The 13689-nt window shown below is 46.6% G+C and carries 11 protein-coding genes; 5 read left to right on the top strand and 6 right to left on the bottom strand.

Annotation, left to right across the window (positions count from 1 at the left end):
• Nucleotides 1–15: 15 nt before the first annotated feature.
• The 3 genes from Q1A41_RS04505 to Q1A41_RS04495 form a co-directional block, all read right to left on the bottom strand.
• The gene (locus Q1A41_RS04505; RefSeq protein WP_299975286.1) at nt 16–1362 is read right to left on the bottom strand and encodes a replication-associated recombination protein A; all 1347 of its coding nucleotides are present in this window, start codon (nt 1360–1362) and stop codon (nt 16–18) included.
• A complete protein-coding gene (gene lolA, locus Q1A41_RS04500) occupies nt 1352–1987 on the bottom strand; it encodes an outer membrane lipoprotein chaperone LolA (RefSeq protein ID WP_299975283.1) in 636 nt (211 codons plus the stop codon). Before lolA ends, Q1A41_RS04505 begins: the two co-directional genes overlap by 11 nt.
• 81 nt (nt 1988–2068) lie before the next feature.
• On the bottom strand, nt 2069–4372 hold the full coding sequence (locus Q1A41_RS04495; protein WP_299976159.1) for a DNA translocase FtsK: 2304 nt from the start codon (nt 4370–4372) through the stop codon (nt 2069–2071).
• Nucleotides 4373–4637: 265 nt separating this feature from the next.
• Between Q1A41_RS04495 and trxB the strand changes: the two genes are divergently transcribed.
• From trxB to infA, 4 genes are all read left to right on the top strand, one after another.
• Nucleotides 4638–5585, top strand: a complete 948-nt coding sequence (gene trxB / locus Q1A41_RS04490; RefSeq protein ID WP_299975280.1) for a thioredoxin-disulfide reductase — start codon at nt 4638–4640, stop codon at nt 5583–5585.
• 7 nt (nt 5586–5592) lie between these two features.
• The gene (aat, locus tag Q1A41_RS04485) at nt 5593–6300 is read left to right on the top strand and encodes a leucyl/phenylalanyl-tRNA--protein transferase (protein ID WP_299975277.1); all 708 of its coding nucleotides are present in this window, start codon (nt 5593–5595) and stop codon (nt 6298–6300) included.
• Between the two features lie 98 nt (nt 6301–6398).
• Complete coding sequence (locus tag Q1A41_RS04480; RefSeq protein ID WP_299975274.1) at nt 6399–7109, top strand: arginyltransferase; 711 nt, start codon at nt 6399–6401, stop codon at nt 7107–7109.
• A gap of 118 nt (nt 7110–7227) precedes the next feature.
• Nucleotides 7228–7446, top strand: a complete 219-nt coding sequence (gene infA / locus Q1A41_RS04475; protein ID WP_166844410.1) for a translation initiation factor IF-1 — start codon at nt 7228–7230, stop codon at nt 7444–7446.
• A 136-nt stretch (nt 7447–7582) separates the two neighbouring features.
• On the opposite strand, the gene clpA is transcribed toward infA, so the two are convergent.
• Nucleotides 7583–9856, bottom strand: coding sequence for an ATP-dependent Clp protease ATP-binding subunit ClpA (gene clpA, locus Q1A41_RS04470; protein WP_299975272.1), 2274 nt, complete (start codon nt 9854–9856; stop codon nt 7583–7585).
• Nucleotides 9857–10198: 342 nt separating this feature from the next.
• Nucleotides 10199–10585: an ATP-dependent Clp protease adapter ClpS gene (gene clpS / locus Q1A41_RS04465; RefSeq protein ID WP_299975269.1), complete on the bottom strand. Its 387-nt coding sequence runs from the start codon at nt 10583–10585 to the stop codon at nt 10199–10201.
• 269 nt (nt 10586–10854) lie between these two features.
• Here clpS and cspD point away from each other — a divergent pair, with 269 nt between their 5' ends.
• Nucleotides 10855–11109, top strand: a complete 255-nt coding sequence (cspD, locus tag Q1A41_RS04460; RefSeq protein ID WP_299975266.1) for a cold shock domain-containing protein CspD — start codon at nt 10855–10857, stop codon at nt 11107–11109.
• Between the two features lie 215 nt (nt 11110–11324).
• Here the strand turns inward: cspD and Q1A41_RS04455 are convergent, their stop codons facing one another.
• Nucleotides 11325–13550 carry an NADP-dependent isocitrate dehydrogenase gene (locus tag Q1A41_RS04455; RefSeq protein WP_299975263.1) on the bottom strand — a complete coding sequence of 742 codons (2226 nt, stop codon included), beginning with the start codon at nt 13548–13550 and terminating at the stop codon, nt 11325–11327.
• Nucleotides 13551–13689: the final 139 nt, after the last annotated feature.

Raw genomic sequence — 13689 nt, 5'->3', positions numbered from 1 at the left:
GCTTTCACTGTTGCTTTAATCTTGCTGCTGCTCAGCCCAATAAGCTTCATCACGCTCGCGTAGGCGCTGGAGCTTTTGGGCGATTTTAATCTCTAAACCCCGATTTACCGGCTCATAGTATCGACTAGCGGCCATTTCCTCAGGTAAATACTGCTCTCCGGCCGCATAGCCATCTTCTTCGTTATGGGCATAACGGTATTCGGCACCGTAATCCATATCCTTCATCATGCTGGTTGGCGCATTGCGCAAATGCATCGGGACATCATAACTGGGTGAACTGGCCACATCGGCGCGGGCGCGCTTGTAGGCATTATACACGGCATTGCTTTTTGGTGCTGCGGCTAAATACACAATCGCCTGCGCAATAGCCAACTCCCCTTCTGGACTTCCCAAACGTTCTTGCACTTCCCAGGCATCTAAGGCTAATCGCAAGCCTCTTGGGTCGGCATTACCGATATCTTCAGAGGCCATGCGCACCACACGGCGTGCGATATACAATGGATCACAACCGCCATCGAGCATTCTAGCGAACCAATACAGTGAGCCGTCCACACTGGAGCCGCGAACCGACTTGTGTAAGGCAGAGATCTGCTCATAAAACAGATCACCCCCCTTATCAAAGCGACGGGATTCATTGACCAACACCTGCTCTAGCACCGACTGATCAATAATTAGCCCAGTTTCGGTGTCTAGTGCAATATCACTCGCGATCTCTAAAAGGTTTAATGCGCGACGTACATCTCCATCAGCGGCTTGCGCTAATGTCATAAGCTGCTCTTGTGCAATAGAAATATTGAGCTTAGCTAAGCCTCGTGACTCATCGTTCAATGCGCGACTGAGAGCTTGGAAGATCTCTTCAGCCGCAAGGCTTTTAAGAACATAAACCCGACTTCTCGACAGTAAAGCGTTGTTCAACTCAAAAGATGGGTTTTCAGTGGTAGCCCCAATAAAGATGACCGTACCATCTTCTACAAAGGGCAGAAAAGCATCTTGCTGAGCCTTGTTGAAGCGGTGCACTTCGTCAACAAAAAAAATAGTTTTACGGCCGGAACTAACTGCTACTTGCTTGGCCTTTTCTATGGCGTTGCGAATATCTTTTACGCCCGCCAAAACTGCCGACAAGGTTTCAAAGTGTGCGTCATTCAGCTCGGCCAGCATTTTGGCCAAGGTGGTCTTGCCGACACCAGGCGGGCCCCACAAGACCATAGAATGGAGATTGTTGCGCTCAATAGCTTCTCTAATGGGCTTTCCGGGCGCCAGCAAGTGACCCTGACCCACATAATCATCCAAGCACAACGGGCGCATTCGCGCCGCCAAAGGCCCATAAGCCTCTTGATCACGAGAGAACAGATCATCCTTCATCGATAATATCGGTACCTTGTGGTGCCTCGAATTCAAATACTGTGGAGTCTATAGTTTGATTAACATCGATATCCAAGAGTCGAATTTGGGTCGTTTGGCCAAGACTATCTAATACGCTTATTTCTACCGGCACTTGAGCTACAAACCGAATATCCATACTGACAAAGCTGCTGGATACAGATTTAGGCAACAAACGAAACGTATCCTCGCTTTTACTGACTAGATAAGCTTCAGCAATGGATAGGTCTGGGCTACTTAGTATAAATAGCGGTGTTTGTTTTTCCGATTCAGTCAAGCGGCGGCGATTGAGCTGCTCTAAATCAGGATCATAAAGTAGCAAGGCGTTTTTATCGCCAATTAGCAATTGTGCGAAAGGATCTTTGGTTTCCCAGCGATACTGTCCTTTTTTACTTAGAGCAAAATCTCCGCTACTTTCCTGCAACAATTCACCATCGTCAGCCATCAAGGTTTGCTGGAACTTACCCTGTAAACTGCTAATAGCGCGCAAGTGATCGGCAAGCTCATCGGCTGGGCTGCTGTTCGATAAACTTTCCCCAGCGGCGGCCGTGTTCAAAAAGAAAAGGCTGAATAAAAAAGCAAGAATTACGGCAAATTGTTTGTTCATTGTTATCTTCCAAGCGTGCTGATAAGTCGCTCTATTGTCAGTAACTTTGTTTAACGAGACATGAATCAATATTTCAGCTCTTTAGTGCTTTGGTGGCGGCGGCGCCAATACCTCGCGACTACCATTATGCCCTGCCGCACTAATAACCCCCGCAGCTTCCATGGTTTCGATCAGTCGCGCTGCACGGTTGTAGCCAATACGCAATTTACGCTGAACAGAGGAGATGGAAGCTTTGCGCGACTCAGTGACAAAAGCAACCGCTTCATCGTATAAGGCGTCAGCCTCATCTGCACCGCCTTCTTCACCTTCTGTGGCTAAACCAGGAACCGGTATTTCATTGGTGCTCTCATCCACGACACCGTCGATATAAGCGGGTTCACCACGACGCTTCCAATCCGATACAATTTTATGGACCTCGTGATCATCGACAAATGCCCCGTGCACACGGGTAGGTACGCTAGTGCCCGGTGGCAAGTACAGCATATCACCATGACCTAAAAGCTGCTCCGCACCGCCTTGATCAAGAATGGTACGTGAATCAATCTTCGAAGATACCTGGAAGGCCATGCGAGAAGGAACGTTGGCTTTAATTAAGCCGGTAATAACATCAACAGAAGGTCTCTGAGTCGCAAGCACCAAATGAATTCCAGCAGCTCGCGCTTTCTGTGCAATACGCGCAATCAATTGCTCAACTTTTTTACCCACAATCATCATCATGTCAGCAAATTCATCGATCACAATCACAATCGCTGGCAAAGGCTCAAGCGTTGGCGCTGGAGCCTGTTCGTGGCCGGCTTCAAAATTCTCTTCGGGCACCCATAGTGGATCCGGCATTGGTTCACCCGCTTTAATCGCCTCTTCAACTTTGCGATTAAAGCCTGCAAGGTTTCTAACACCAACGGCAGCCATCAGTTTATAGCGGCGCTCCATTTCACCGACACTCCAGCGCAAACCATTGGAGGCATCGTTCATATCGGTAATAACGGGAGTCAACAAATGCGGAATACCTTCATAAATTGAAAGCTCCAACATTTTTGGGTCGACTAAGATTAAGCGAACCTCTTTGGGGGTAGATTTGTAAAGCAAACTCAAGAGCATTACGTTTACACCCACCGATTTACCAGAACCTGTGGTACCGGCTACCAGCAAGTGCGGCATCTTAGCAATGTCGGCCACCACGGCCTGACCAGAAATATCATGGCCTAGAGCCACCGTTAAAGGTGAGCGAGAATCTTCATAAGCTGGCGCTTCCAGCACTTCTCGCAAACGAACCATTTCACGATGTTCATTAGGTATTTCAATACCTACTACGGATTTGCCTGGAATGACTTCGACCACTCGAACACTGATGACCGCCAAAGAACGAGCCAGATCTTTGGCCAAATTGGTAATGCGGCTGGCCTTTACACCTGGTGCGGGTTGTAACTCAAAACGAGTAACTACCGGCCCGGGTAAAACCGAAACCACTTCGGCAACAATGTTAAAATCTTTCAGTTTAAGCTCAAGCAAGCGCGATAAAGCTTCTAAGTTTTCTTTTGAAAAGCCCTTGTCACTTGGTGGATCAGCTGGATCTAATAGATTGAGAGGCGGCAATTCACCACTTACAGGAACATCGAACAATGGAACCTGTCGTTCTTTTTCGACACGCTTGCTGACAGGCTTAGCTTTTTTAACGGGCTCGCTAATAACAGGCGGCGCTCTTTCAGCTTCTACCTTGATACTTTCGGCAACCGCTAGGCGTCTTTTTTCCACCACCTCTTCAACTTGTTGTTGCTGAATTCTATTTTCCTGCCAATGCTGGAATTTCTCTTGGGCCCTACTGTAGGCATTTATCGTTAAACGCCCTGTTTCATCCATAACGCTTAGCCAAGAAATATCCGCATATATAGTCATACCAAAAAGAAAAATAGCTACCATTAATAAAGTGGCACCTACAAAACCAAAGGCAGCCAAGGCAGAACCGGAAACCGAAGCCCCTAAAATTCCGCCATTTGAAAAGGGTAAGGCCGATAAATCCGAGGCGAAATTTAACGCGGCGATACCTGTTCCACCGGCCATAACCAGTGCCAGACCAACACTGCGCAAAGAAAATAATACCCAATCAAAATTACGTTGCTTATCTTTGAGGATCTTCCATATGCGATACAAAAGCAGCATGGGAAATACGTAGGCAATGTAGCCAAACAAGGTAAAAAACACATCCGCCAACCAAGCTCCGGTCGGCCCCCCAGTGTTACTGATTTCATCACCAAGACCGGTTCGAGACCAGCCAGGGTCGGCAGGGCTATAGGAAAACAAAGACAGCAGTAAAAAGGCACAGAGCAAAATCAGCCCGATTAAGGCACCTTCTCTAAGCAGTCGAAACAAACGCTGCTGAGCATCTATTGGCTCATTGCTGGTATTTTGATCACTACGCTGTACGGCTTTAGTCAAAACGGTCTTCCAAAGTAAAATCCAAAGCAGGATTGTATATTTGAACAGTAGTATATGGAAGCCACCTTGCCATGAGCTAAATAGAAGCTTATAGCGCAATACTATCTTAATAATATGCGATTTCTATTTGGCCTTCGCTCCCTTAAGCCGCTATGATTAGCGCTTTTTACTCAGCGCCAAACCGGCCTGGCCTCCCGTTTCAGATTTAGGAAGCAGCATGAGCGATATTCAACACCATAAATTGATCATTTTAGGCTCCGGCCCAGCTGGCTATACGGCTGCCATTTATGCGGCCCGCGCCAATCTAAATCCGGTTGTGATCACCGGCATGCAGCAAGGTGGTCAATTAACCACCACTACCGAAGTGGAAAACTGGCCAGGCGGCATTGCCGAGCTGCAAGGCCCAGACTTAATGGTACAAATGCAGCAGCATGCTGAGCGCTTTGAAACTGACATTGTTTTTGATCATATCCATGAAACACAGTTAAATCAGCGTCCATTTATTCTCAAAGGCACCAATACCTACAGTTGTGATGCCCTAATCATTTCAACGGGTGCTTCTGCCCAATATTTAGGCCTTGATTCCGAACAAACCTTTATGGGGCGTGGTGTAAGCGCCTGCGCAACGTGTGACGGCTTTTTCTACCGCGACCAGAAAGTTGCCGTTGTAGGTGGCGGAAACACGGCCGTTGAAGAAGCTCTGTACTTATCCAATATCGCCAAAGAGGTTGTTTTAATCCATCGCCGCGACAGCCTGCGCAGCGAAAAGATCCTGCAGGATCGTTTATTAGAAAAAGCCAAGAACGGTAACGTAACCTTGATGTGGAACCACACTCTTGAAGAAGTTCTGGGCGACGACAGTGGCGTTACCGGTCTTAGACTTAAAAGCACCACAGACGAGCAAGAACAAAACATTGATGTAGCTGGCGTATTTATTGCCATCGGACATAAGCCGAACACTGATATTTTTGAAGGTCAACTGGATATGGCTGGCGGCTACATCAAGGTTCAAAGCGGCTTGACTGGAAACGCCACTCAAACCTCCATACCCGGCGTCTTCGCTGCGGGTGATGTGGCAGACCACATTTACCGCCAAGCCGTCACCTCGGCCGGCTCTGGCTGCATGGCCGCCCTTGACGCTGAGCGCTTCCTAGACGAGCAATAAACCCACCGTGATCGAACTTCCTTGGCTGCTGCCCGGCAGTAGCCAGTTCCCCCCAACAAGCCAAGCACTTGAAGATCCTAACGGGCTCTTAGCAGCAGGTGGTGAACTTGATCCAGACACGCTTCTTTCAGCCTACCGCCAAGGTATCTTTCCTTGGTTTGATGATAGCCAGCCTATTCTGTGGTGGTCGCCGTCACCTAGGGCTGTAATCATCCCGGGTGAAGAGCACATTTCCCGGAGTTTACGCAAGCATATTCGCCGCAGTGGGCAACAAATACGTTGCAACACTGCTTTTGCTCAAGTCATGGAACAATGCGCCGCCCCCCGAGCCGATGAAGAAGGAACTTGGATTACCGATGAGATGCTGGAAGCCTATCTCCAACTGCACAAATTGGGACATGCCCACAGCGTCGAGACCTGGCAGGATGATACTTTGGTCGGTGGCCTGTACGGATTGCACATCGGCTCAGTCTTTTTTGGTGAATCGATGTTTAGCAAACAAAGCAATGCCTCTAAGTTCGCTTTTGCCAGCCTTTGCCAAATCTCAAAAACCCTGGGCATAGAGCTTATTGATTGCCAGGTCAGCAACCCACACTTAACGAGCCTGGGAAGCGTGGAACTAGAGCGTGGAGACTTTGAAGCCCTATTAGGAAAGCTTGTCCATCGTCCAGCTAACTCTAGCTTTCCAGTCGGTGTCCATTTGTCCGAATTTTGACACTTTTACTACTTGGGGTGACGAACTGTCAGTTTCTTGGTTGGGTTGGCAGCAGCAGTGTGGTTAAATGAGGGCAAGTTTGAGGTTAACAAAGCTTTATGTCTGAGATACGCCTATACGCCACACCACCACATCAATGCAGCTATTTGCAGGATAAAACGGCAACTACTGTATTTGTTGATCCTGATGCGACGCTAGATGTTGACTCCTACCAACGCCTATCGGAATTTGGCTTTCGGCGCAGCGGCAATCATTTCTATCGCCCGAATTGCGACGACTGCCAGGCCTGCGTTTCCGTACGTATACCGGTTCATCAATTTAGCCCAAATCGAAGCCAGAAACGCTGCCTTAAGCGCAATACCGACATAAGCATGAAAGTGCTAAATCGCCTTAGCCTTGAGCGCCACTACCCCCTATACCAACGTTACATCGAACAACGGCATCGCGGCGGCGATATGTACCCTCCTTCGCGCTCTCAATTCGTTAGCTTTTTGGCCAGCGGCCATCCTAGCACTCGATTTTATGAGTTCAGTGATAGTAACGGTAAAGTAATCGCCGTTGCAGTTAGCGATGAGCTGGATGATCACATTTCAGCGGTTTATACCTTTTTCGACCCAGATTTAGATCAGCGCAGCCTTGGCCGCTTTTGCATTCTCAGCCAAATTGAACGCTGCAAAGAACTGGGGTTACGCTACCTATATCTAGGTTACTGGGTAGAAGACTGTAGAAAAATGAACTACAAAACCGATTACCAGCCACTTGAGTTACTCGATGAAAACGGCTGGCAAGCAATAAATCTAGTCGAATAAGCCCTTTAAACTCAATAAGCTCTTGGATAATCCCACGTTTTAGTGCAAAATGCCGCCTTCTTTTTTAGGGGCTCTTGCCTACTAGCCCATCGTTTGAAGAGATCGAGGAAAAGGCCGAATGGCAAAAGAAGACAATATTGAGTTAGAAGGTACCGTAATCGATACCCTACCCAACACAACTTTTCGTGTTGAGCTAGAAAACGGGCACGTCGTTACCGCACATATTTCAGGCAAAATGCGCAAAAACTACATTCGCATCTTGACCGGCGATAAAGTAAAAGTTGAGCTTACGCCATACGATTTAAGCAAAGGCCGCATTACTTACCGCGCCCGCTAATAAATCACTTATAAAAAAACTCCAGCCTTTACGCTGGAGTTTTTTTATGGGCTTTTTTTATAGCCAGAAAACCAAAATCAACGAGCATTGCATTTTGGTAGCGTCTCAACAGACACTACCCCCACGCACCACCATTTTACTCACTGACCTCTTGCACCCTTTCCTCTTCTAGGCGAACTTTAAGCTGATCTCCATCCAACTCAAGAAAGGCAGTACCACCTGCTTGGGAAAGGCCCCCAAACAAAATCGCTTCTGCCAGGGGTTTCTTAACTTTCTCTCGAATAAGGCGGGCCATTGGGCGAGCACCCATCTTCTCATCATAACCATTTTCCGCTAGCCATTGGCGAGCTTCTTCGCTTGCCTCTAGCTGAACTCGCTTCTCATCTAACTGAACCTGCAGCTCAACCAAAAACTTATCAACCACGGTTTTAATCACTTCTAGAGTCAAAGCGCCAAACTGAATAATAGAATCCAATCGGTTTCTAAACTCAGGGGTAAACAATTTCTTAATGGCTTCCATTCCATCGGTTGTGTGATCTTGCTTAGTGAAGCCCATGGATGCTCGACCCATATCTTCTGCACCAGCATTGGTTGTCATGATTAACACAACATTTCTAAAGTCAGCTTTACGGCCATTATTATCAGTCAAAGTGCCGTGATCCATTACCTGCAGCAATAAATTGAAGACTTCAGGGTGTGCCTTTTCAATTTCATCTAGCAAAACCACACTGTGCGGATTCTTAGTGACAGCTTCTGTTAACAAGCCACCCTGATCAAAACCAACATAACCCGGAGGCGCACCAATTAAGCGAGAAACCGTATGGCGTTCCATATATTCCGACATATCAAAACGAATAAGCTCCACACCCATTGCCTTTGACAGCTGCCGACACAACTCCGTTTTACCGACACCAGTGGGACCAGCAAACAAAAAAGAACCAATGGGCTTATCAGGACTACCAAGCCCTGCGCGTGAAAGCTTAATCGCTGTAGCCAAATCCATGATAGCTTCATCTTGACCAAAAACAGTAAGCTTTAGATTCTTTTCTAGCTCTTGCAGTTGAGCTTTATCGGAAGTAGAAATAGTTTTAGGAGGGACCCGCGCAATCTTAGCGATCACCGACTCGATATCACCAACACCAATTAACTTTTTGCGCTTACTCTCTGGCTGCAATTGTTGAAATGCACCCGCCTCATCAACAACATCAATCGCCTTATCCGGCATGAACTTATCTGAGATATATCGCGCCGCCAACTTAGAAGCGGTAAGCAAGGCCTTATCGGAATAACGCAAGCCATGATGTTCTTCAAAGCTAGGCTTTAAACCTTTTAAGATTCTATAAGTCTCATCAATAGAAGGCTCGTTTACATCAACTTTTTGGAAGCGTCTTGATAGCGCCCTATCTTTTTCAAAAATACCACGGTATTCGGTAAAAGTAGTCGACCCCATACAGCGGAGCTCGCCTGAGCTCAGCAAAGGCTTAAGTAAATTCGATGCATCCATAACGCCACCCGAAGCTGCCCCAGCACCGATAATGGTATGAATCTCGTCAATAAACAAAATCGCGCCTTCGCGTCGCTTTAATTCAGCCAACAAACCTTTTAGACGCTTTTCGAAATCACCGCGATACTTTGTGCCGGCCAAAAGCGCACCGAGATCTAGAGAATAAACAACACTGTCGGCCAACACATCTGGAACTTCGCCATCTACGATACGCTTTGCTAAACCTTCGGCGATTGCCGTTTTACCAACCCCAGATTCCCCCACCAGCAAAGGATTGTTTTTACGGCGCCGCGAAAGAATTTGGGCAACGCGCTCAAGCTCTTCAGCCCTACCAACCAAGGGGTCAATTTTTCCAGCTTTAGCATTCTCGTTTAGATTACTGGCATAAGACTCCAGGGGACTGCTTGTTGCCCCATCAGATTCCCCCTCTTCTGAACTTTGCCCCTGCTCACTCTCCATGGATTGACCCGCCATTTTCGATATGCCGTGAGTGATATAGTTTACGACATCGATACGCGCGATATTTTGTTGCTTTAAATAATATACGGCTTGGCTTTCTTGCTCGCTAAAAATGGCGACTAAAACATTGGCACCGGTGACTTCATCGTTGCCTGAAGATTGGACGTGAAAAACAGCACGTTGCAGCACCCGCTGAAATCCCAAAGTCGGCTGCGTTTCGCGCTCTTCATCATTCTCTGGGATTAACGGTGTCGTCGAGTCAACAAATTCGACAAGATCTTTTTTAAGTGCCTCCAAGTCGGCACCACAGGCCATCAAAACGGCCGCCGCCGATTCGTTATCAATTAGCGCAAGCAGCAAATGCTCTACCGTCATAAACTCGTGGCGTTTGTTTCTTGCACCTTTAAAGGCGGTATTCAATGTTGATTCTAATTCTTTACTAAGCATCACAATGCTCCATCAAAGTACAGCCAGAGTGCTAACTCAGCTTATCGCCATATTGTTAGCATTTAATACCCTTAAAATCCTTCGGGCACCCTTTCCACTGCACCATTCAAAAGTAGCAAAACACCTTTAGAGTTTAGGCCAGTTCCCAAACACTAAGACAACCTGGTTCTTTATAATAGGCAAGTCATTTAACTGCCTTTAATTTCATTTTTTAATAAACCAAAAGTTCAGTTTCACCATCTGTATTCCAACTTAAGACAAACGGTCGAAGCTTTCAACATTTGCGTAAGCATAAATTTGGCACTTACAAGGTCACATTGCCAAAAGTAACTTTAGAAATGCTTAAGAGTTATCTTCCTCATCGTCTTCATCATCAGGCTCTATTTCACACCACAAAGGGTGTTCGCTATCTTGTGCGAACTGATTGGCCTGCGCGGCTTTCGTTTCCGCAATATCTCGAGTATAAACCCCACACACTGCACTGCCCTCTGTATGAACCTTAAGCATCACTCGAGTAGCGCTCTCAGGGTCGAGGCGAAAAAAGCTACACAATACTTCAACCACGAAATCCATAGGGGTATAGTCGTCGTTTAGCATGATCACTTTATACATAGGCGGCTTTTTCAGCTTCGGCTTCGCTCTCTCAAGCACCGTACCACCATTCCAGTGTAAATCATCGTCCGAATCATGAGACGACAACTGAATATCTGGATAAATTCTTTCAATCATAATAATTAATTACTTTCTTTAGACGTATTCCAACTAATATTTCTATTGTAACCCATCCTGCAGTTATATCCGATGCCAATTGTCTTGACTTCTCACACTCAATTGTTATAACTAGCCTAGAGTGGGGAGCGTATTTATAACGGAATAACTTGAAGTTTAATTTAAAACTCATTAAGAAGTTTAAATTAAAAGCCTCATAATGAGCCCCTCTCTTGAAACGGATGTTCAACAACTATTTATAATAAAACGACAGTTAAGGGAAATACGCCATGTCTACGGGTACCGTGAAATGGTTTAATAACGCCAAGGGTTATGGGTTTATTTTGCCGGACGAAGGTTCCGGTGATTTATTTGCACACTATTCAGCCATTGATATGGATGGGTATCGCACCTTGAAAGCTGGACAAGCGGTTACTTTTGATACCGCCAAAGGCGATAAAGGAATGCATGCCATCAATATACGATTAGCCGAAAGCAGTAAATCTAGCCAAAGTAATACTGAAGAGAATCTGCAGGAAGCTTAAACCAGTGACAAGCTGGTAGCGCTCGCCGCCAGCTTATGTCCAATCCCTCCCGGCTTAGCAGCAGGGAACCGTACTCTTACACCTTTCATTCATCCACTAATGCAAGTCAATAGCTCCAAAAATTTCAGAATTAAACCAACACCCGCGATACACACGACGCTTTCAGCGCTCACAAAAAAAGGGGCCGAAGCCCCTTTTTAACAAACAGCCTAAACTTAAAGGGCCGCTAAAGCATTATTAAACAACTCACTTGGACGCATTGCTGCGGAAGCCTTATCATCATCCATACGGAAGTAGCCACCCAAGTCAATTTCATCACCTTGAATGTCATTTAGCTGCGCCACTATGGCCGCCTCATTATCAGATAAGGTCTTAGCCAAAGGTGCAAATGCAGCCTGCAGCTCGGCATCCTCAGTTTGCTCAGCCAAAGCTTGCGCCCAGTACATACATAGGTAGAAATGGCTGCCACGGTTATCCAACTCTTTAACCTTACGAGATGGAGACTTATTCTCATCCAAGAATACACCATTCGCCTTATCCAAAGTGTCGGCCAAAACCTGAGCTTTTTTCATGTCAAAGGCATGCGCCAAGTGGGCAAAAGACTCGGATAAGGCTAAGAATTCACCTAGCGAATCCCAACGCAAATGCCCCTCTTCAACAAACTGCTGAACGTGCTTAGGCGCTGAACCGCCGGCACCCGTTTCAAACAAACCACCACCATTCATCAACGGCACGATAGACAGCATCTTGGCACTGGTGCCAAGCTCTAGAATTGGGTACAGGTCCGTTAGGTAGTCACGCAATACGTTACCTGTCACAGAAATAGTATCTTCACCGCGACGAATACGCTCTAAAGAGAACTTAGTGGCGTCAACTGGAGACATGATATGAATGGCCAGGCCATTGGTGTCATGCTCTTCCAGATACTTATTGACCTTAGCAATCAAGTTACTGTCATGGGCTCTGTTTTCATCCAACCAGAATACAGCTGGGCTGCCACTAGCACGGGCACGATTAACTGCCAACTTAACCCAATCACGAATTGGGGCGTCTTTCACCTTACACATACGGAAGATGTCGCCCTGCTCTACTTCCTGCTCCATCAGGATATTGCCCTTAGGATCAACAACCATGATGCGACCGCGACCTGGCGCGAGGAAAGTTTTGTTGTGAGAGCCATATTCTTCAGCTTTTTTAGCCATCAAACCAACGTTTGACACGCTACCCATAGTTGAAGGATCAAAAGCACCATTGGCCTTACAATCTTCAATTACTGACTGATAAACACCGGCATAACAACGATCAGGGATAACCGCCTTAGTATCGTGCAACTCACCGTCAGGGCCCCACATTTTACCTGAATCACGAATCATGGCAGGCATAGAAGCATCGACAATGATGTCACTAGGTACATGCAAGTTAGTGATGCCCTTGTCAGAATTCACCATAGCCAATTCTGGACGATTCTTGTACAAAGCTTCGATATCAGCTCGAATAGCTTCTTGCTGATGAGGACGCAAGTCTTTGATCTTGTTGTAAAGGTCACCAATACCGTTATTTGGATCTACACCCAAGTTCTCCAACAAAGTTTCATATTTATCAAAGACCGGCTGATAAAACTCATGAACCATATGGCCAAACATGATTGGGTCAGAAACCTTCATCATGGTTGCTTTAAGGTGCAAAGACAGCAGAATCTCATCTTGCTTAGCTTCTTCAATCTGACCTGCCAAGAAGGCACGCAAAGCCTGGCGATTCATAACCGCACAATCTAGGACCTCACCCACCAAAACTGGCGTTTTCTTACGCAGGACTTTTACAATGCCATCATCACCAACATATTTGATGACAACATTGCCTTTAAATTCAGACACATGGGACTTTTCGCTGCCGTAGAAGTCACCATGGCTCATATGGGCAACGTGAGATTTTGAATCGGCGGTCCACTTACCCATGCGATGACTGTTCTTTTTAGCATAAGCCTTAACAGACGCTGCCGCACGACGGTCAGAGTTACCTTCACGTAGCACTGGGTTTACTGCACTACCTTTTACTTTGTCGTACAAAGACTTAATTTTTTCTTGCTCAGCATCGGCCGGCTCTTCAGGGTAGTCTGGTAATGGGTAACCCTTAACCTGAAGCTCTTTAATAGCCGCGGTTAACTGTGGGATAGATGCTGAAATATTAGGCAACTTTACAATATTGGCCTCTGCGGTTTCAGCTAGATCGCCCAGCTCTGCCAAGGCATCATTTTGGCGCAATTTCGCAGGTAGGTAATCTGACATGGTAGCGATAATGCGACCGGCCAGTGAAATGTCGCGAGTTTCTACTTCTACGCCAGCCTTTTCTGCGAAAGCCTGTACGATAGGTAGAAGGGAATAAGTCGCCAACGCAGGCGCCTCATCAGTAAGGGTGTAGATAATTTTAGGTGTTTCGGACATTGTATCTCCCTAGCGTCCTTATATAGCTGGTGTCGATTCTTGGTAAAAATTCACTTGCTGAGCAAGGCCACCAACCGCTGGACATTAAGTATTGCTTTATGGGTGAGCGATTTTTGCGGGCGCGATAATAACACCGGAC

This window comes from uncultured Pseudoteredinibacter sp. (assembly GCF_947502065.1).
Classification (GTDB): Bacteria; Pseudomonadota; Gammaproteobacteria; order Pseudomonadales; family Cellvibrionaceae; genus Pseudoteredinibacter.
Note: the sequence above shows the minus strand (reverse complement) of the source record. Positions and strands in the feature narration are given on the sequence as shown.